Below are 18,810 nucleotides of genomic sequence, written 5' to 3'. Positions count from 1 at the left end.
ACCTTCAAGGAGATCGCAATGCGGCGAGTGGTTGTGACGGGGATGGGTATCGTGTCCTCTATCGGAAATAACGTGCAGGAGGTGCTGGAATCCCTGCGTGCAGCGAAATCGGGTATTGTCTTCGCGGAAGACTATGCAAAATACGGTTTCCGCAGTCAGGTGCACGGCGCTCCCACGCTTGATCCGGCAACGCTGGTCGACCGGCGCGCCATGCGCTTCCATGGCGGGGGAACCGCATGGAATCACGTGGCCATGGACCAGGCCATCGCCGATGCCGGTCTCGACGAGAGCCAGATTTCCAACGAGCGCACTGGCATCATCATGGGTTCCGGCGGTTCATCCACCCGCACCATCGTCGAAGCTGCCGACAAAACCCGCGAATCGGGTTCATCCAAGAAGGTCGGCCCGTTTGCCGTGCCGAAAGCCATGTCTTCGACCGCATCGGCAACGCTTGCCACCTGGTTCAAGATCAAGGGTGTCAACTATTCCATTTCATCGGCCTGCGCGACGTCCAATCACTGCGTCGGCAATGCCTTCGAGATGATCCAGTATGGCAAGCAGGACATGATGTTTGCCGGCGGCTGCGAAGATCTTGACTGGACGCTTTCCGTGCTTTTCGACGGCATGGGCGCCATGTCCTCCAAGTTCAACGACCGGCCTTCGGTTGCATCGCGCGCCTATGACAAGAACCGCGACGGTTTCGTCATCTCCGGCGGCGCAGGTGTGCTGGTTCTGGAAGAGCTGGAACACGCCAAGGCGCGCGGCGCCAAGATTTACGGCGAAATCGTCGGTTACGGCGTGACATCCGACGGTGCCGACATGGTTGCGCCAAGCGGTGAAGGCGCCGCCCGTTGCATGCGGATGGCCATCGAGAATGTGAAGGGCAAGGTGGACTACATCAATCCGCACGCCACATCGACACCGGTTGGCGATCTCAAGGAGATCGAAGCCATTCGCGAGGTGTTCGGCACGGCTGAGGCCGGTTGCCCGCCGATCTCGGCGACAAAATCACTGACCGGGCACTCGCAGGGTGCCACCGGCGTGCACGAATCAATCTATTCGCTTTTGATGATGAACCACAATTTCATCGCCGAGAGCGCCAATATTGAAGAACTCGATCCGGCATTCGAGGACATGCCTATTGTGCGCAAGCGGATCGACAATGCCAAACTGGATACGGTGCTGACCAATTCCTTCGGATTTGGTGGCACCAATGCAACGCTGGTGTTCCAGCGTTTCCAGGGTTGAGAGGGAAGAATATGGGTGAACTGATGAAAGGCAAACGCGGTCTCATTATGGGGGTCGCGAATAGCCATTCCATTGCCTGGGGCATTGCCAAGGAACTGGCCGACAACGGCGCTGAACTCGCCTTCACCTATCAGGGCGATGCCTTCGGCAAGCGCGTTGCGCCGCTGGCGGAACAACTCGGCTCCAAGCTGCTGCTTCCCTGTGATGTCGAGGATATCGCAACCGTCGACGCCGTGTTCGAGACCCTGGAAAAGGAGTGGGGCACGCTTGATTTCGTCGTGCATGCCATCGGCTTTTCCGACAAGTCGCAGCTCAAGGGCCGCTATGCCGATGTCACCACGCGCGACAATTTCAGCCGCACCATGGTGATATCAGCCTATTCCTTCACGGAAGTGGCGCAGCGTGCTTCGAAACTGATGACGAATGGCGGCTCCATCCTGACGCTGACCTATGGCGGCTCGACCCGCGTCATGCCGAACTACAACGTCATGGGCGTGGCCAAGGCTGCCCTCGAAGCCATGGTGCGGTATCTCGCCGCCGATTACGGCCCGGAAAGCATCCGCGTCAACGCGATCTCCGCTGGTCCGGTCCGCACGCTGGCTGGCGCCGGCATCGGCGATGCACGCGCCATGTTCTCCTACCAGAAGCGCAACGCGCCGCTGCGCCGCACCGTCGATATCGACGATGTCGGCCGCTCGGCACTCTATCTTCTCTCGGATATGTCGAGCGGCGTGACCGGCGAAATCCACTATGTGGATTCAGGCTACAACATCGTATCGATGCCAACGCTCGAAGAACTGAAGAAATCCGACGACGACAAGGAATAAACCCTCCTGCCAGAATTGACAGCAGTCCCGCGAAGCCAGACTTGGTTTTGCGGGATTTTTGTTGAAAGTGGGTCTCCCTTTTTCGTCAGGAATGTCAGGAGACTCCGCCATGCGCCTCGTTGAAACGCTTATCTACAGCCTGCGCCCGGGAACAGGAGCCGAATTCCACAAACTGGTGTGCGAGGAAAGCCTGCCCATACACCAGTCCATCGATATGGACGTGGTCGATTTCGGCCAATCGGAACATCACCCCGATGCCTATTTCCTCGTGCGCGCCTATGACAATCTCGACCACCTCAACGCTTCGCAGGAAGCGCTCTATTCCAGCGACACCTGGCGCAGGGGACCACGTCCCGCCATTCTGCAACGGATCGTCGTCAGCCTCAAATCCATGGCGTGGATGAGCGAGGCGGCCATCGAAGAAACGAGGCTGTGCGGTATCCGGCGGCGGCGATTGAACTGACTATTTTTTCGCTTCGATGATCTTGTAGCCGGCAGTGTCCTCGATCGGCAGGACAGAGCGGAACAGTGCCTTCAGGCCCGCCTCGTAGGGCATCTGGCGGTTGGCGACGAGCAGCAGTCTGCCGCCCGGCTTCAGCCGCTTGGCGGCAGCCGCAATGAAACCCTGTCCCATGGTCGGGTCGGCACTGCGTCCCGCATGGAATGGCGGGTTCATGACGATGGTGTCGTAAATCTCGGCGATGGCTTCGCCATTGACGTCGTGCCAGTGGAATGACAAAGGCAGCTCGGTTGTTCCGGCAAGGTTCAGCTTTGCCGCTTCGAGTGCTTCAAAATCCGCCTCATAGACTGCCAGCGATTTCAGCTTTTCCGGATGCTTCAGGACTTCGCTGGCAAGGTAGCCCCAACCGGCGCCGAAATCGGCGACATGGCCGCTGATGCGTCCGGCAAAATGCTTCACCAGCAGCGCGGATCCCTTGTCGATGGCCGTGTGGGAAAACATGCCGGGTGCGGTGGTAAAACGCGCGTCGACCAGCGTCGGTTCAGCCACAAGCGCCTCCACCTGCACCTCATCGAGAGCCTCGGGCCGGGTAAACCAGAAAGCCACCGCATGGTGCTTGGACAAGCGGTCGGTGACCGGCGCAAATTTCTCGACTGTCTTGCGGAAACTGTCGATACCAAGTTTCTTGTCGCCGCCCACCACGATCAGGCCGCCTGCTTCGACGTGGCGCAAAGCCTGCACCAGCCATGCCTCATTGCGCCCACGATGCTTGCCAAGAAGGATCAGCGCACCCTTGAAGCTTTCCCTGCCCTCAAGACGGGAAACCGCCTGGAAGCCCGCTTTTTGCAAGGCGTTGTAATCCGGCCTGAATGGCTGGAGCGCTGTCAGCACATCTTTCCACGCAGGATCGATATCGCGCTCCACCTCGGCGCCAAGAAACAGCCAGGCGCTGCCCGCGCCGGGAACCGGCAATATCCCGTCTTCAAAGGGCAGAAAGAGCGTCTTGAGTGCGCCGTTGGCCATGGCAATGTCCATCCATCAATAGGTCTGTCTGAAGCGGAATTGACTGGAATGGCAACTTTCCATGCCAATCGAACCCCGCCAAGAAAAAAGCGCGCCACGGGGGCGCGCTTTCATCACGTCAAAGCAAGAGGCTTATTCAGCGTCTTCTTCAGCCTGCTTCTTTTCCTGAACGATTTCCTTGCCGGTTTCCTGGTCTACAACCTTCATCGACAGGCGAACCTTGCCACGTTCGTCAAAGCCCATGAGCTTGACCCAGACCTTCTGGCCTTCCTTGACCACATCGGAGGTCTTGGCAACGCGCTCGGAAGCGAGCTGGGAAATATGGACCAGACCATCGCGCGGACCGAAGAAATTGACGAATGCGCCGAAGTCTGCGGTCTTGACGACCGTACCTTCGTAGATTTCGCCGACTTCAGGCTCAGCAACAATCGAATGAATCCACTTGCGGGCGGCTTCGATTTCCTTGGCAGAGGAGGACGCGATCTTGACCGTGCCATCGTCTTCGATGTTGATCTTCGCACCAGTCTTTTCGACGATTTCACGAATGACCTTGCCGCCAGAACCGATAACGTCACGGATCTTGTCGGTCGGGATGTTCATGACTTCGATGCGCGGTGCAAATTCGCCGAGTTCCGAACGGCCTTCGGTGATGGCCTTGGCCATTTCGCCGAGGATGTGCAGACGGCCGTCCTTGGCCTGACCCAGAGCAACCTTCATGATCTCTTCGGTGATACCGTCGATCTTGATGTCCATCTGCAGGGCAGTGATACCGCTTTCAGTACCGGCAACCTTGAAATCCATGTCGCCGAGGTGATCTTCGTCGCCGAGGATGTCGGACAGAACAGCGAACTTCTCGCCTTCGAGAATCAGGCCCATGGCGATACCAGCAACCGGACGGAGCAGCGGAACGCCGGCATCCATCAGGGCAAGCGATGTGCCGCAGACAGTCGCCATTGAGGACGAGCCGTTGGATTCGGTGATTTCCGAAACCGTGCGCAGCGTGTAGGGGAACTGTTCCTTGGCAGGCAGAACCGGATGGATAGCGCGCCAGGCGAGCTTGCCATGACCGATTTCACGACGGCCGGGCGAACCCATGCGACCTGTTTCACCGACCGAATAGGGCGGGAAATTGTAGTGAAGCATGAAGGTTTCTTTGTACATGCCGGTCAGCGAGTCGACATACTGTTCGTCTTCGCCGGTGCCCAGCGTTGCAACAACGATGGCCTGTGTTTCACCGCGGGTGAACAGGGCCGAACCGTGGGTGCGCGGCAGAAGGCCGACTTCCGATACGATCGGACGAACGGTCGACAGGTCGCGGCCATCGATACGGCCGCCTGTATCAAGGATGTTCCAGCGAACGATCTTCGCCTGAACCGACTTGAACACGGTTGCGATCTGTTCGGCGGAGAATTCCGGCTCTTCAACACCTTCAGGGAAGAAGTGTGCCTTGACCTTTGCCTTGGCCGCATCAACAGCGGCATAACGCTGCTGCTTGTCGGTGATCTTGTAGGCAGCGCGCAGATCGGCTTCGCAAACCTTGAGAACCGCAGCTTCAACAGCAGAAAGATCTTCTGCCTGGAAATCGCGTGGCTCTTTTGCAGCAACTTCAGCAAGCTTGATGATCGCGTCGATAACCGGCTGGAAGCTCTTGTGACCGAACATCACGGCGCCGAGCATGACGTCTTCAGCCAATTCCTTGGCTTCCGATTCAACCATCAGAACGGCTTCGCCTGTACCGGCAACAACGAGATCGAGGCTCGATTCAACCATTTCGTCGATGGTCGGGTTCAGCTTGTATTCGCCGCCGATGTAGCCGACGCGTGCGCCGCCGATCGGACCCATGAACGGAACACCGGACAGCGTCAGCGCTGCGGAAGCACCGATGAGCGAAATGATGTCAGGATTGTTTTCGAGATCGTGCTGGATAACCGTCAGAACAACCTGTGTGTCGTTCTTGTAGCCATCGGCAAAGAGCGGGCGGATCGGACGGTCGATCAGGCGCGAAACCAGTGTTTCGTTTTCGCTCGGACGGCCTTCACGCTTGAAGTAGCCGCCTGGAATCTTGCCGGCCGCGTAGGTCTTTTCCTGATAGTTTACGGTCAGCGGAAAGAAATCCTGACCTGGCTTTGGTTCCTTGGCGGAAACAACGGTGGCGAGAACGACGGTTTCGCCGTAGGTGGCGAGAACTGCGCCGTCAGCCTGGCGGGCAATCTTGCCCGTTTCCAGAATGAGCGGACGACCGCCCCATTCGATTTCAACTTTGTGTTGATTAAACATATCTTGTCCTTCAGTGGGGAAATACGCGCATCCCTTTGATGCAGCATGTTTCGCCCGTTTCGTTTCAGACCAATCACGGGCAAGACAACGTGCAACTCGTATGGCCGAGTTGCCTGCAATCCTGCCCCATGACCTGCCTCATGGTAGCGTTCATCCCTGTCGGGGATAAACAGAGACCGGCGGAGCGACTGAACGCACCCGCCGGTCCAATCCGTTAGCGGCGCAGGCCGAGCTTTTCGATCAGCGTCTGGTAGCGGCCTTCGTCTACACCCTTGAGGTAGTCAAGGAGACTGCGGCGCGTCGAGACGAGCTTGAGAAGACCACGGCGGGAATGGTTATCCTTCTTGTGGTCCTTGAAGTGCTCGGTCAGGTTGACAATGCGCTCTGTCAGAACTGCAACCTGGACTTCCGGGGAACCGGTGTCGCCTGGCTTCGTTGCGTATTCAGAGATCAGTGCCTGCTTGCGTTCAGCGGTAATCGACATCGTATGTCCTTTCTTTTGAAGGGAAAACGGGATGCCCACGGCCGGGATGTCGTCCAGCGGGGGCCGGTTAAAGCGGCAGGCAAAGCCTGTCGCTGCGGGCCGTATAGTCGAAAATGTGACAAATTACCAGCCGCAAATGATTCGACCGCTTTTCAGCTGTCGAACCGGGGGCAAAACGGTCATATACATTTTGCCATCTTATACTAGACGGGAACTGCGGCATGAGCATGGCGTGTCCCTGCCCGCCCCGATTCCGCCCATCCGCCTTTCCATACTGGTTGGCGGGCCAATGATCCGGAGTAAAATCATGAACACCATTCATCACGCCGCCGCCACGGGTTTTGCCGCTAAGGCCGATAGCTATGTCCTGGGCCGTCCGGACTATCCGCCGGCGCTCGATGCGTGGCTGCGCGATGAACTGGATCTGGAACCCGGTAAGACCGTTGTCGATCTCGGCGCCGGAACCGGCAAGTTTACGCGCCGGCTCATGACGACGGGCGCTGCGGTCATCGCCGTTGAACCCGTTGCCGAAATGCTGCAAAAACTCACCGATGAACATCCCGAGATTTCGGCCAAGTCAGGCACTGCCGAATCGATCCCTCTTGCCGATGCATCCGTGGACGCGGTCGTCTGTGCGCAGGCATTCCACTGGTTTGCCACCGAAGCCGCACTCACGGAAATTCACAGGGTGCTCAAACCCGGCGGCAGCCTGGGGCTGGTATGGAACACGCGGGACGCGCGCATTCCCTGGGTGGCAAAACTTGCCGATATCTTTGCGCCGTACGAAGGCGACACGCCGCGGCACCATACCGGTGAGTGGAAAAATCCTTTTCCGTTCAATGGCTTCAGCGCGTTGAGGGAACATCACTTTTCCAACAACCATACCGGTGCGCCAGAAGACGTCATCGTCAACCGGGTGCTGTCGACCAGCTTCATCGCCGCCCTGCCGCCGGAGAAACAGGAACGGGTTGCCGCCGACGTTCGCACCCTTATCGCAAACGAACCGACGCTCGCCGGAAAAGCGGAAGTCACCCTACCCTACGACACCGCAGCCTACAGTTGCATCAAGGAATGATATTCGCCAATAAGGACGAAGCGCCAGAGGAGCACAGCATGAATGACACACCGGCGATCCATCTGTTTTCCTATGGAACCCTGCAGCAGGAGGGTGTCCAGCTGTCTTCCTTCGGCCGCCTTCTGCAAGGCGCGCCGGATGCGATGCCAGGCTTCAGGAAATCGATGATCGAAATCACCGATCCCGATGTCATCCGTGCCAGCGGCAGCAATTTCCATCCCATCGTCGTGCCAAGCGGCGATTCCGGCGACGAGGTCGCGGGGACAGTTTTCAAGATCACGGCGAGCGAACTCGCCGCGGCGGACGCCTACGAAGTGTCCGATTACAAGCGCATCGAAGTGCGGTTGAAATCAGGAACCGATGCGTGGGTTTACGTGAAAGCTTAAGCGGTGAAAACGCGCTTGGGCTTGAACTGACCCTGTTCGATGAAGCCGATGGCAAGAAGCTTACCCTTGCTCGTTACGCAGGCTTCGTCAGCCTCAACCGGCGCGTCGCGGCCACGCAGGATGACCGGGTTGCCCATGCGGATACGGTGCGCCTGATCGTCGGAGAGGGCGACCTGCGGCAGGCTCTCCAGCGCCGCAACGGTATCGATCAGGAATGCATCCATCACCGAGAAACGCGCCTCGATGGCTTCGTAGGAACGGTCCTCGCCTTCCTCACCCTCGGCAGGCGCCGGCGGATGGGCCGCTTCCAGTTCCTCGAGCGTGACGAAATCCTGTTCGTCAAAGGGAGCAACTTCAATGCGGCGCAGATCGGAGATATGACCATAACAACCGAGATCCCGCCCCATGTCCCGGGCGAGTGAGCGGACATAGGTGCCCTTGCCGCATTCGACTTCGAAAATCGCGGTGGACGCGTCGGGCTGTTCAATCAGTTCGAGCCGGTCGATTTCGACTTCGCGTGAAGGGATTTCCACGTCTTCACCGCCGCGTGCCAAATCATAGGCGCGCTCGCCGGCAATCTTGATGGCGGAGAATTTTGGCGGAATCTGCTGAATCACACCGGTATATCTGGCAAGAATGGCCTTGATCGATGCCTCGTCCGGACGATGCTCCGATGTGACGGTGATCTCGCCTTCCATGTCGTCGGTGGTGCGTTCAGCACCCCACGTGACCGTGAAGCGGTAAATCTTGGTTCCGTCCATGACATAGGGCACGGTCTTCGTGGCTTCGCCCAGCGCGATCGGCAGCATGCCGGATGCGAGGGGGTCGAGCGTGCCGGCATGTCCGGCTTTTTCAGCCTTGAACAGCCACTTGATCTTGGAGACGGCTTCGGTCGAGCCCATGCCCTTCGGCTTGTCAAAGATCAGCCAGCCGGATACGGGCCGGCCTTTTTTCTTGCGCTGTCTCGACATTCAATTGTTTCCGTTGCCGTCAAGGCCATGTCCCGGCACATCGCCGGGATTGGGATCGTCATGATCATCATCGTGGTCGTGATGATCATCGAGATCGCGGGTCACCTCGGGCTTGCGCAGCAGCGCATCGATCTTGGCGTAGTTGTCAAAGCTCGAGTCGATGCGGAACCGGAATTCCGGCATGTATTTCATCTGCTTCAGATAGGCCGCTGCCCGGCCGCGGATGAATTTTGCGTGCTGGTTCAGGGCGGCAATCACCGCATCGCTGTCTTTCGCGCCAATGGGCGAGACAAAGCAGGTGGCGATCTTGAGATCCGGCGACATGCGCACTTCAGAAATGGCGACAACGGCATTTTCCAGCGTGTCATCACGCACGTCACCGCGCTGAAGCACCTGAGAAACGGCGTGACGCACCTGCTCACTGACGCGCAGCTGGCGTTGCGAGGGGCCGGACGATGAGGCAAAACGAGACATATTTATCGTATCCCAAGATACAGGAGATCGCCGGTTTTTGGTCCGGCGATCCTGTTATCGATGATTTAAACGCTGCCCTTGCAGGGGCTTGGCGTCAAAGTGTGCGGGTAATGTGTTCGACGCGGAACGCTTCGATCGTATCGCCTGCGCGAATATCGTCATAGTTCTCGAACGCCATACCGCATTCCTGACCCGCAGGCACTTCGGACACTTCGTCCTTGAAGCGCTTGAGCGTCTTGAGCTTGCCTTCGTGAATGACAACGTTGTCGCGGATAAGGCGTACGCCTGCACCACGTTCGACCTTGCCTTCCGTGACACGGCAACCCGCAACCTTGCCGACCTTGGTAATGTTGAAGACCTCGAGGATCTCCGCATTGCCGAGGAAGGTTTCGCGGCGTTCCGGCGACAGCAGGCCCGACATGGCTGCCTTCACGTCATCCACCAGATCGTAGATGATGTTGTAGTAGCGGATCTCGATGCCTTCGCGCTCGGCCAGGTCACGTGCCTGCTTGTTGGCACGTACGTTGAAGCCGATGATCGCAGCATTGGAGGCTTCGGCAAGAGCAATATCGCTCTCGGTGATGCCGCCAGCACCCGAATGGATGATGCGTGCCCGGACTTCGTCGGTTCCGAGCTTGTCCAACGCACCGGCAATGGCTTCGATGGAACCCTGCACGTCGCCCTTGATGAGCAGCGGGAATTCCTTCAGGCCGGTGACCTGCAACTGGCTCATCATCTGTTCGAGCGAACCGCGCGAGCCAGCCTGACGTGCCACTGCCTTTTCACGGGCAAGACGCGTGCGGTATTCGGAAATCTCGCGGGCCTTGGCTTCGTTTTCCACCACGGCAAAGCGATCGCCAGCCTGTGGCGGACCCTGAAGACCCAGAACCTCGACCGGCGTTGCCGGACCGACTTCCTTGACCGTTTCACCGCGATCATTGACGAGGGCGCGGACACGGCCCCATTCGCTGCCGGCAACGATGATGTCACCCGGACGCAATGTGCCCTTCTGGACGAGAACGGTCGCAACCGAACCACGACCGCGGTCGAGCTTCGCTTCAATGACCACACCTTCGGCCGTCCGTGAAGGATCGGCTTTCAGGTCGAGAATTTCAGCCTGGAGCAGGATCGTTTCAAGCAGCTTGTCGAGACCGGCACCGGTTTTCGCCGACACTTCCACGTCGAGCGTTTCACCGCCCATCGATTCCACGAAGACTTCGTGCTGCAACAGGCCATTGCGGACCTTCTGCGGATCGGCGGACGGCTTGTCGATCTTGTTGATCGCCACGATGATCGGAACACCCGCTGCCTTGGCATGGTTGATCGATTCAATCGTCTGCGGCATCACGCTGTCGTCGGCGGCAACCACAAGGATAGCAATATCCGTGGCCTGTGCACCGCGTGCGCGCATCGCTGTAAAGGCGGCGTGGCCGGGCGTATCGATGAACGTGATCTTGTGACCGTTCTGCTCGACCTGATAGGCGCCGATGTGCTGGGTGATGCCACCGGCTTCACCGGACACCACGTTGGCCTTGCGGATGGCGTCGAGCAGCGATGTCTTGCCGTGGTCGACGTGACCCATGATCGTGACAACAGGCGGACGGGATTCGAACGCACCTTCGTCGTCCTGCACGTTGAAGATACCTTCTTCAACGTCGGATTCCGCAACGCGGCGAACCGTATGACCGAATTCTTCGGCAATCAGCTGAGCCGTATCGGCGTCGATCAGATCGCCCGGCTTCATCATCTGGCCTTCCTTCATCAGGAACTTGATGACGTCAACCGAACGCTCGGCCATACGCTGTGCAAGTTCCTGAATGGTGATGGTCTCCGGCAGAATGACTTCGCGCGCAATTTTCTCGCGGGTGTCCTGCTGCATGCCACGCTTGAACTTTTCCTGACGGCGGCGCATCGCGGACAGCGAACGGCTGCGGCCTTCATCGTTCAGCGCCGTGCCCAGAGTGAGCTTGCCGCGACGACGCTCGTCTTCGCCCTTGACGACCTTGGGTGTGCGCACTTCCGGCTTGGCCGGAGCGGCACTGCTGCCACGGCGGGCACCCGCAGGACCACGACGTTCTTCTTCCTCGTCAGCGACGGGCTTGCGCACGGCACCCTTCGGCGCAGCGGTATCTTCAGCCGCTTTCGCGGTTTCAGGCTGGCGCTTGCGGGCTTCCTCTTCCGAACGCTGCTTGGCTTCGGCTTCCTTGCGCAGGCGCTCTTCTTCTTCGGCCTGGCGGCGGGCGGACTCTTCGCGCTCCTTGGCGCGCAAAGCATCTTCCTCCGCACGGCGGGCAGCTTCGACAGCCGCACGCGCACGATCTTCCGCATCACGAACTTTTGAACCCTCGAGTGCCTTGCGGCGGGCTTCAAGCTCGGCGGACGACAATGTGTTCAGCACCATGCCCGAACGGTCGTTCGGACGCGATGAACGGTAGGGCTGCTGGGCAGGCCGCTGCGAATGCGCCGGAGCAGCGGGACGCGCGCTCGCGGATGCAGAAGCGGCTGACGTGCTTGGCGCAGGAGCCGCCGGACGCGGCGCTGGCGCAGGAGCAGCACTTGATGTCGTCGCCTGCACGGGTGCAGGGGCCGGCTGGGGAGCCGCCGGGCGCACAACCGGTGCAGAAGGAGCAGGTGCCGCAGATGCGGGCGCCGGTGTTGCCGGTGCAGGCGCAGCAGGCGGCGTTACCTCCGGCTTCTGATCCGGAAGGCTAAACTTGCGCTTCTTGGTTTCAACGACAACAGACTTCGTGCGGCCATGACTGAAATTCTGACGCACAGTACTCTGTTCAACGCCAGGCCGCTTCAGGGTCAGGGTCTTTTTATTGACGCCAAGCGTCTTGTCGTCTGTCGATTTTGTATCGCTCATTCCGTTTCCGTTTCCTTCGCGGCAGATGCCGCTTTAGCGTCGGCCAGATCCGTACGGCCATCGCGAAAATGCTGTAGCAGCCAAGCTCGCTCGACGAACCCGGCAGCTGCCTTCCCCTTGAGTACGGCAGCATGTATCACATTTACCCCGCCTAGTGCCAAATCCATTTCACTGCTTTCAAACAATGAAAGGGCGGGAATTTCCGGTCCGCCGGCATAAACTACCGAACGGCGGGCCTGGTCAAGCTTGCGGATGCCATCTTCCGCTGCTTCACGGGCATGAAGAACCATCGCTGCGGTGCCGTTGCGGATAGCTGAGTCCACTTTTGCGGCCCCTGTTACCACAACACCGGCCTTGCGCGCCAACCCAAAACTGCCAAGCGCGAATTTTACCAGCATCTGCTCAACAACCAACCCGAAATCGTCCGGGACAGTCACATTGGTTTTCAATGCGCGCGGGAAGAGCTTTCGCTTGACCGCTTCATCAATATAACGCCGCTGGGCCTTCACCCAACACCCCCGCCCGGGAAGATTGCGCTTCAAATCAGCGACAACCGCCCCATCCGGGCTTGCGACGAACCGGATCATGTCATCGACAGAACCGCCTTCGCGCGTGACAATGCATGTCCTGTCATTCATTTCCGGTTCCACGTACAAAGGCCTCTCGCTCTCAGCCAGCGACCTCTTCGTCCGGCACTTCATCCGTCTCAACAGCAACCAGATCGTCTTCTGTGATCCAGCCGGCCTTGAGGCGCGCTGTCAGAACCATCTGCTCCGCATCGGTACGGCTGACTTCGAAAGCCGAGAGAATGCCGGAATGGTTGATTGTCTCACCATCCTTGCGCTCACGCCAGCCGGTCAGTTCATCCACCGCATAACCGGCGAAATCTTCAATCGTCTTGACGCCGTCTTCGCCGACGGCAACCAGAATGGCATTCGTCATGCCAGGCAGATCGCGCAGTTCGTCCGAAACACCCAGCTCCTTGCGGCGGGCATCGCGTTCAGCTTCGATGCGGCCAAGATACTCCTGGGCGCGCTGCTGGATTTCGCTTGCCGTCTCCTCATCGAAACCATCGATGGAGGAAATTTCATCGCCATCCACATAGGCGATTTCCTCGACACTGGCAAAACCTTCCGATGCAAGAACCTGACCGACCATTTCGTCGACATCAAGCGCTTCCATGAACAGGTTGGAGCGTTCGACGAATTCCTTCTGACGGCGTTCCGACTCTTCCTGCTCGGTGAGGATATCGATATCCCAGCCGGTCAGCTGCGATGCAAGGCGCACATTCTGGCCGCGACGACCGATTGCCAGGGATAGCTGGTCATCCGGAACCACAACTTCAATACGTTCCGCATCTTCATCAAGCACAACCTTGGCGACTTCCGCCGGCTGCAGCGCGTTGACGATGAAGGACGCCGGTTCAGGCGACCACGGAATAATGTCGATCTTTTCGCCCTGGAGTTCACCGACAACCGCCTGAACGCGCGAGCCGCGCATACCAACGCAGGCGCCAACAGGATCGATCGAGGAATCACGCGAAATCACGGCGATCTTGGCGCGCGAGCCGGGATCACGGGCAACCGACTTGATTTCGATGATGCCGTCATAAATCTCAGGCACTTCCATGGTGAACAGCTTCGCCATGAACTGCGGATGAGTGCGGCTCAGGAAAATCTGCGGGCCGCGCTGTTCGCGGCGCACGTCATACACATAGGCGCGAACACGGTCACCGTAGCGGAATGTCTCGCGCGGGATCAGTTCGTCGCGGCGGACAATCGCTTCACCACGGCCGAGATCGACGATCACATTGCCGTATTCGACGCGCTTGACGCTGCCGTTGATGATTTCGCCGACACGATCCTTGTATTCGTCATACTGGCGGTCACGCTCGGCTTCACGCACCTTCTGCACGATAACCTGCTTGGCGGACTGGGCGGCAATACGGCCGAAATCCATCGGTGGCAGCTGATCGGCAAGGAAATCGCCGGGCTGCGCATCGGGATTGCGGTCGCGCGCGGCATCCATGCTGATCTGCGTCACCGGATCTTCAACATCCTCGACAACTTCCAGCAGGCGCTGCAGCTTGATCTCGCCGGTCTTGGCATTGATATCGGCGCGGATATTGGTTTCCTGACCGTAACGCGAACGCGCGGCTTTCTGAATGGCATCGGCCATTGCCGCAATGACGATCTCGCGGTCAATCGACTTCTCGCGGGCCACCGCATCGGCGATCTGCAGAAGTTCTAGCCTGTTTGCACTGACTGCCATGTCTTTCTCCTTGAAGTTCCCCTTGGGGGTTCATCGCACCGCTTCTCCCGCGGCGTATGAAGATCAATCCTGTTTTGTCTGTTCCCGCTCAGCGGATTCGGCGTCGTCAGGCGCTACGGCGCCCTCCTCGGGAATCCGGCCTTCGCGCAAGTCCTTGTCGCGACGCAAGGCATCGCGAATGAGATCGTCCGTCAAAATGAGCCGTGCGTCCGAGATCAACTCGAATGGCACCTCGATCACCGGCTCATCACCATAACTCGCCTGATCGCTTTCTATCGTGACACTGTCATCGGTAACGGCAGCGATGCGGCCGCGAAATTTCTTGCGCCCGCTCAGAACCGCAGAAGTATCAACCTTGACGACATGACCGGACCACGTGTTGAAATCCGACTTGCGCACCAGCGGGCGATCGATACCCGGCGACGATACTTCCAAGTGGTAATGACGGTCGATTGGGTCTTCCACATCGAGAACCGGCGACATCGTCCGGCTGACCAGCTCGCAATCCTCGACTGTCATGGTGCCATCGAAGCGTTCGGTCATGATCTGCAAGGTCAGGCCGTTCAGCCCGGAAAGCCGAACACGCACAAGGCGGAAACCAATGGATTCCAGCACTGGCTCGATAATACCGGCAATACGGGCATCGACGCCCGTCTCGGTGATAATGCGCTCTTCATGCGCGGTTGTTTCAACCGCTTGGTGTTCTGTTTTGGTGCCGTCTGTCACGCAGAATTTTCCCTGTTTCGGCCCCAAGAAACAAAAAAGAGCGGGACCTGTGTGGACCCACCCCTGTTCTATCGACCAAGAATATGACTTCTATATATCGAAATGAGGGGAGAGTTTCAAGCTCTGTGACGAATTTCTGCGCGTCCGCCACAGTTCGGCGATTTCAACGCCGCATGCAGCCGCACATACCGCTTCCCGCGCCGCAAGGGTCGGCCGTTCAAACAGCGATATGCCGGATTGGTCAAAAATCATTCAAACAAATGGATTCAGGCTTTTGTAAGGGCCGAAAATGCCGAATTCATGCCACCGCAATGCATTTTCGCATGGCTGCCGTGCGCTGCGGGGCCTAACCCTTTCGAACCAACTCCCCTATCTATGCTGCATCGCAATATAACTGCGAAAGGAATGAGCCATGACCAAGAGACATATGCCTTACAAGATCAGCCGTTTTCTCAACGTATTCGGCAGTGCCGTTGCTGTTGCTTCTGCAACACGCCTCGGTCATCAGCCGATCCCGTCGGATCTGCGCAATCTTGGCATTGACCCTGTTCAGTTCAGCACGATCCACCGGAATTAATATCCCGGTGGACTGGGCTGATCGCTGATCAGTCCTCGTTCGCAGCAAGCTGCGACAGTACCTTGCCTTTGCCCCGCGCCCGCAAGATCAGTGGCACGACCACGGCACAGACCGCCAACACCAGCAGAATAATCGCAATGGGCGACCCGACCAGCACGGTAACGTCGCCCTGGCTGATCGCCAGCGCACGGCGCAATTGCTGCTCGGCCATCGGCCCGAGGATCAGGCCGACCACAACCGGCGCGATCGGATAACCGAACCGGCGCAGAATATACCCCATGACACCGAATGCCAGCAGCATGCCAAGCTCGAATGTCGACGGATTGGCACCGATGGTGCCAAGCGTGGCAAACACGAGAATGCCGGCATAAAGCCAGTGCCTCGGGATGGACAGCAAGCGCACCCAAAGCCCGATCATCGGCAGGTTCAGCACCAGCAGCATGAAATTGGCCACGAGAAGGCTGGCGATCAATCCCCAGACAATCTGCGGATTGGTGGCGAACAGCAACGGTCCGGGCTGCAGACCGAACTGCTGGAAACCGGCCAGCATGATCGCTGCGGTTGCCGTCGTCGGCAGCCCAAGCGTCAAGAGCGGGACCAGTGTTCCGGCAGCCGATGCATTGTTGGCGGCTTCCGGACCTGCGACACCTTCAATGGCGCCATGGCCAAATTCCTCCGGCTTCTTCGCCAGCTGCTTCTCCACCGAATAGGACAGGAATGTACCGATCTCGGCGCCGCCTGCCGGCATGGCGCCGATCGGAAAACCGATGACCGTGCCACGCAGCCATGGTTTCCATGACCGCGACCAGTCTTCCCTGTTCATCCACACCGATCCCTTGACCGGCTCGATCTTTTCATCCCCGCCGTAGCGGGCAGCCGCGACACTGAGGGTTTCGCCGATTGCAAACAGGGCAACAGCAAGAGTGGTGACTTCCACACCATCCAGAAGGTCGGGAATACCGAAAGCCAGCCGCGCCTGCCCGGTCTGGAGGTCAATACCAACCAATCCGAGGGCAAGGCCGAGAAAGAGCGCCGTGAGCCCGCGCAGGGTTGAATCGCCAAAGGCGGCGGATACGGTCATGAACGCCAGGATCATCAGGGCAAAATACTCGGCCGGACCGAACGACAGGGCAAATTTGACGATTGTCGGCGCAATCAGCGCAAGCCCAAGCGTTGCGATCAGGCCGGCAACGAAGGAACCGATGGCGGCCGTTGCCAGCGCAGGCCCTCCGCGGCCGGCGCGGGCCATCTTGTTGCCCTCCAGCGCCGTGACGATGGAAGCGCTTTCCCCCGGCGTGTTCAAAAGGATCGACGTGGTCGAGCCCCCATACATGCCGCCATAGTAAATGCCGGCAAACATGATGAGCGAACCCGCCGGGTCAAGCTTGTAGGTGACCGGCAAAAGCAGCGCCACCGTCAGCGCCGGCCCGATGCCGGGCAGAACGCCGACAGCGGTACCGAGCGTGACACCGACGAGCGCGTAAAACAGGTTCATCGGCTCCAGCGCGACCAGAAAGCCGTGGGCGAGGAGTGTAAATGTATCCATGGCTGTGATGCCTTTTAAATGAGGTGCTCAAGCGGCCCGGCAGGAAGCGACAATTGCAGCCCCTTGGCGAAAATGATCCAGACGACGAAAGAAAGGGCGATCCCGATCGGAATGGTCATCCACAGCGGCCTTTTGCCAAAACCGCGGGCTGTCGCTGCAAACAATATGCCGGTTGCAATGGAAAAGCCGACCGTGTTCAGGAGCAGCATCTGCGCGGCAAGCCCGCCGACAATCCAGATGACAGGGCCAAACTCCTGCGCCTCGCGCTCGGGAAAATCCCCGCGCCAGGCTTCAATGCCGGTCCAGACGGACAGCACGAAAAGGCAGCCGGATATGGTGTAGGGAAATGCGCCGGGGCCAATACGCGTGGTGCTTCCGCCGTGGGCGGTCGCGGTGCTGTAGACAATGACAGCCGCAACCAGGGCGAGAACGACGGCTATAACAAGCGCCGCCCGGTCAGGGCGGCGCGTTGCGGATGCAGACACGTTGTTTGTCATTTTACAAGGCCGATATCTTTCAGGATTGCCGATGTTGCTTCGGTATCCTTCGCCAGCTGCGTCTTGAACGCATCACCGGCAAGATAGGTGTCTGCCCAACCCTTGGTGGCAAGCTGATCCTGCCACGCCTTCGACTTCACCATCTTCTCGACATCGGCGCTGATCACAGCTTCCTGTTCTTTGGAAATGCCGGGGGCCGCGGCAACCATGCGCCAGTTCTGGATGGCCACATCAATGCCGCCCTCCTTGAACGTCGGTGCATCGACGCCCGCTACCTTCGCATCGCTGGAAATGCCGATAATACGCAGCGTACCAGCCTTGATCTGCGATTCGAATTCACCATAACCGGAAATGCCCACCGTCACCTGATTGCCGAGAATGGCAGCCAGCGCTTCGCCGCCGCCGGAGAAAGCGATATAATTGACCTTGGTCGGGTCAACACCCGCTGCCTTGGCGATCAGGCCCGCCGTGATGTGGTCCGTACCGCCAGCCGAGCCGCCGCCCCACGACACCGAACCTGGATCGGACTTCAGCTTTTCCACGAGATCGGCCATGTTCTTGATGGGCGACGATGCGGGGACAACCAGCGCTTCGAATTCGCCGGTCAGCCGGGCGATGGGAGTAACCTGGCTGAGATTGACCGGCGACGCATTGGTCAGGATGGCGCCGACCATGACGTAACCGCCGACGATCAGCTGCGCCGGATCGCCTTTTGCCGAATTGGCAAACTGGGCAAGACCAATGGTGCCGCCGGCGCCGGGAACATTGACCACCTGAACGCTTCCGGAAATCTTCTCATCCTGCAGCACGGACTGGATGGTGCGGGCGGTCTGATCCCAGCCACCACCGGGGGCAGCCGGTGCCATGATCTTGTAATCGGCAGCAAAGGCCGAACCCGACACAATCATCGCGCCGGCAGCAGCGAAAGCAAGCAACATTTTACGCATTGTAGAAATCCTCCCGTGACAGCATTCCGCCGTCTGTTTTTGCTGGTTCTTTGAAGAAGCCGGGAGGCGGCAACAGTCAAAGTCGTGAACTGACGCCAAGCGCGCAATTCAACGTACACCAATACACTATAGGACAGCCTCCCAGCGGTCTCCTC

General features: G+C 58.9%; 18 protein-coding genes. 6 read left to right on the top strand and 12 right to left on the bottom strand.

Features of this window, described 5'->3' with window-relative positions; translation table 11 throughout:
* Window positions 1–18 precede the first annotated feature (18 nt).
* The 3 genes from fabB (at window position 19) to AC1Q5O_RS21190 (ending at window position 2,538) form a co-directional block, all read left to right on the top strand.
* A complete protein-coding gene (fabB, locus tag AC1Q5O_RS21200; RefSeq protein ID WP_105736691.1) occupies window positions 19–1,248 on the top strand; it encodes a beta-ketoacyl-ACP synthase I in 1,230 nt (409 codons plus the stop codon).
* Between the two features lie 11 nt (window positions 1,249–1,259).
* Window positions 1,260–2,075 (top strand): enoyl-ACP reductase FabI, encoded by an 816-nt coding sequence (gene fabI / locus AC1Q5O_RS21195; protein ID WP_492565699.1) that lies wholly within the window; start codon window positions 1,260–1,262, stop codon window positions 2,073–2,075.
* 109 nt (window positions 2,076–2,184) lie between these two features.
* Window positions 2,185–2,538 (top strand): hypothetical protein, encoded by a 354-nt coding sequence (locus tag AC1Q5O_RS21190; protein ID WP_223612048.1) that lies wholly within the window; start codon window positions 2,185–2,187, stop codon window positions 2,536–2,538.
* Here AC1Q5O_RS21190 and AC1Q5O_RS21185 read toward each other — a convergent pair whose 3' ends face one another.
* The 3 genes from AC1Q5O_RS21185 to rpsO all read right to left on the bottom strand — a co-directional run bounded on the left by AC1Q5O_RS21185 (window position 2,539) and on the right by rpsO (window position 6,319).
* A complete protein-coding gene (locus AC1Q5O_RS21185; protein WP_492565696.1) occupies window positions 2,539–3,558 on the bottom strand; it encodes a class I SAM-dependent methyltransferase in 1,020 nt (339 codons plus the stop codon).
* Between the two features lie 132 nt (window positions 3,559–3,690).
* Window positions 3,691–5,835: a polyribonucleotide nucleotidyltransferase gene (gene pnp / locus AC1Q5O_RS21180; RefSeq protein WP_464662519.1), complete on the bottom strand. Its 2,145-nt coding sequence runs from the start codon at window positions 5,833–5,835 to the stop codon at window positions 3,691–3,693.
* 214 nt (window positions 5,836–6,049) lie between these two features.
* Window positions 6,050–6,319, bottom strand: coding sequence for a 30S ribosomal protein S15 (gene rpsO, locus AC1Q5O_RS21175; RefSeq protein ID WP_105736700.1), 270 nt, complete (start codon window positions 6,317–6,319; stop codon window positions 6,050–6,052).
* A gap of 307 nt (window positions 6,320–6,626) precedes the next feature.
* On the opposite strand from rpsO, the gene AC1Q5O_RS21170 reads away from it, so the two are divergent.
* Both AC1Q5O_RS21170 and AC1Q5O_RS21165 read left to right on the top strand, forming a co-directional pair.
* A complete protein-coding gene (locus tag AC1Q5O_RS21170) occupies window positions 6,627–7,394 on the top strand; it encodes a class I SAM-dependent methyltransferase (protein WP_492565693.1) in 768 nt (255 codons plus the stop codon).
* A 38-nt stretch (window positions 7,395–7,432) separates the two neighbouring features.
* On the top strand, window positions 7,433–7,780 hold the full coding sequence (locus tag AC1Q5O_RS21165) for a gamma-glutamylcyclotransferase family protein (protein WP_492565691.1): 348 nt from the start codon (window positions 7,433–7,435) through the stop codon (window positions 7,778–7,780).
* Here AC1Q5O_RS21165 and truB read toward each other — a convergent pair.
* From truB to rimP, 6 genes are all read right to left on the bottom strand, one after another.
* Window positions 7,777–8,751 (bottom strand): tRNA pseudouridine(55) synthase TruB, encoded by a 975-nt coding sequence (gene truB / locus AC1Q5O_RS21160; RefSeq protein ID WP_492565689.1) that lies wholly within the window; start codon window positions 8,749–8,751, stop codon window positions 7,777–7,779. The genes AC1Q5O_RS21165 and truB overlap by 4 nt on opposite strands.
* Window positions 8,752–9,225 carry a 30S ribosome-binding factor RbfA gene (gene rbfA / locus AC1Q5O_RS21155; protein WP_492565687.1) on the bottom strand — a complete coding sequence of 158 codons (474 nt, stop codon included), beginning with the start codon at window positions 9,223–9,225 and terminating at the stop codon, window positions 8,752–8,754.
* Between the two features lie 94 nt (window positions 9,226–9,319).
* On the bottom strand, window positions 9,320–12,091 hold the full coding sequence (infB, locus tag AC1Q5O_RS21150) for a translation initiation factor IF-2 (protein WP_464662510.1): 2,772 nt from the start codon (window positions 12,089–12,091) through the stop codon (window positions 9,320–9,322).
* The gene (locus tag AC1Q5O_RS21145; protein WP_374042649.1) at window positions 12,088–12,729 is read right to left on the bottom strand and encodes an RNA-binding protein; all 642 of its coding nucleotides are present in this window, start codon (window positions 12,727–12,729) and stop codon (window positions 12,088–12,090) included. The genes infB and AC1Q5O_RS21145 overlap by 4 nt, the downstream gene beginning before the upstream one ends.
* A gap of 31 nt (window positions 12,730–12,760) precedes the next feature.
* A complete protein-coding gene (nusA, locus tag AC1Q5O_RS21140) occupies window positions 12,761–14,362 on the bottom strand; it encodes a transcription termination factor NusA (protein WP_492565684.1) in 1,602 nt (533 codons plus the stop codon).
* 63 nt (window positions 14,363–14,425) lie between these two features.
* Window positions 14,426–15,088 (bottom strand): ribosome maturation factor RimP, encoded by a 663-nt coding sequence (rimP, locus tag AC1Q5O_RS21135; protein ID WP_492565682.1) that lies wholly within the window; start codon window positions 15,086–15,088, stop codon window positions 14,426–14,428.
* A 412-nt stretch (window positions 15,089–15,500) separates the two neighbouring features.
* Between rimP and AC1Q5O_RS21130 the strand changes: the two genes are divergently transcribed.
* On the top strand, window positions 15,501–15,665 hold the full coding sequence (locus AC1Q5O_RS21130; RefSeq protein WP_165403430.1) for a hypothetical protein: 165 nt from the start codon (window positions 15,501–15,503) through the stop codon (window positions 15,663–15,665).
* A gap of 28 nt (window positions 15,666–15,693) precedes the next feature.
* Here AC1Q5O_RS21130 and AC1Q5O_RS21125 read toward each other — a convergent pair whose 3' ends face one another.
* The 3 genes from AC1Q5O_RS21125 to AC1Q5O_RS21115 are packed head-to-tail and all read right to left on the bottom strand — an operon-like array spanning window position 15,694 to window position 18,655.
* Window positions 15,694–17,211 (bottom strand): tripartite tricarboxylate transporter permease, encoded by a 1,518-nt coding sequence (locus AC1Q5O_RS21125; protein WP_463011878.1) that lies wholly within the window; start codon window positions 17,209–17,211, stop codon window positions 15,694–15,696.
* A 14-nt stretch (window positions 17,212–17,225) separates the two neighbouring features.
* On the bottom strand, window positions 17,226–17,708 hold the full coding sequence (locus tag AC1Q5O_RS21120; RefSeq protein ID WP_288191781.1) for a tripartite tricarboxylate transporter TctB family protein: 483 nt from the start codon (window positions 17,706–17,708) through the stop codon (window positions 17,226–17,228).
* Window positions 17,705–18,655: a Bug family tripartite tricarboxylate transporter substrate binding protein gene (locus AC1Q5O_RS21115; RefSeq protein ID WP_492565679.1), complete on the bottom strand. Its 951-nt coding sequence runs from the start codon at window positions 18,653–18,655 to the stop codon at window positions 17,705–17,707. Before AC1Q5O_RS21115 ends, AC1Q5O_RS21120 begins: the two co-directional genes overlap by 4 nt.
* Window positions 18,656–18,810 lie beyond the last annotated feature (155 nt).

The sequence above is a fragment of the Phyllobacterium sp. MT110 genome, from assembly GCF_058792715.1.
Note: the sequence above shows the minus strand (reverse complement) of the source record. Positions and strands in the feature narration are given on the sequence as shown.

Coding starts and splice junctions, on each gene's coding strand:
- fabB (WP_105736691.1), top strand. CDS start 19: ATGCGGCGAGTGGTTGTGACGGGGATGGGTATCGTGTCCTCTATCGGA.
- fabI (WP_492565699.1), top strand. CDS start 1,260: ATGGGTGAACTGATGAAAGGCAAACGCGGTCTCATTATGGGGGTCGCG.
- AC1Q5O_RS21190 (WP_223612048.1), top strand. CDS start 2,185: ATGCGCCTCGTTGAAACGCTTATCTACAGCCTGCGCCCGGGAACAGGA.
- AC1Q5O_RS21185 (WP_492565696.1), bottom strand. CDS start 3,558: ATGGCCAACGGCGCACTCAAGACGCTCTTTCTGCCCTTTGAAGACGGG.
- pnp (WP_464662519.1), bottom strand. CDS start 5,835: ATGTTTAATCAACACAAAGTTGAAATCGAATGGGGCGGTCGTCCGCTC.
- rpsO (WP_105736700.1), bottom strand. CDS start 6,319: ATGTCGATTACCGCTGAACGCAAGCAGGCACTGATCTCTGAATACGCA.
- AC1Q5O_RS21170 (WP_492565693.1), top strand. CDS start 6,627: ATGAACACCATTCATCACGCCGCCGCCACGGGTTTTGCCGCTAAGGCC.
- AC1Q5O_RS21165 (WP_492565691.1), top strand. CDS start 7,433: ATGAATGACACACCGGCGATCCATCTGTTTTCCTATGGAACCCTGCAG.
- truB (WP_492565689.1), bottom strand. CDS start 8,751: ATGTCGAGACAGCGCAAGAAAAAAGGCCGGCCCGTATCCGGCTGGCTG.
- rbfA (WP_492565687.1), bottom strand. CDS start 9,225: ATGTCTCGTTTTGCCTCATCGTCCGGCCCCTCGCAACGCCAGCTGCGC.
- infB (WP_464662510.1), bottom strand. CDS start 12,091: ATGAGCGATACAAAATCGACAGACGACAAGACGCTTGGCGTCAATAAA.
- AC1Q5O_RS21145 (WP_374042649.1), bottom strand. CDS start 12,729: ATGAATGACAGGACATGCATTGTCACGCGCGAAGGCGGTTCTGTCGAT.
- nusA (WP_492565684.1), bottom strand. CDS start 14,362: ATGGCAGTCAGTGCAAACAGGCTAGAACTTCTGCAGATCGCCGATGCG.
- AC1Q5O_RS21130 (WP_165403430.1), top strand. CDS start 15,501: ATGACCAAGAGACATATGCCTTACAAGATCAGCCGTTTTCTCAACGTA.
- AC1Q5O_RS21125 (WP_463011878.1), bottom strand. CDS start 17,211: ATGGATACATTTACACTCCTCGCCCACGGCTTTCTGGTCGCGCTGGAG.
- AC1Q5O_RS21120 (WP_288191781.1), bottom strand. CDS start 17,708: ATGACAAACAACGTGTCTGCATCCGCAACGCGCCGCCCTGACCGGGCG.
- AC1Q5O_RS21115 (WP_492565679.1), bottom strand. CDS start 18,655: ATGCGTAAAATGTTGCTTGCTTTCGCTGCTGCCGGCGCGATGATTGTG.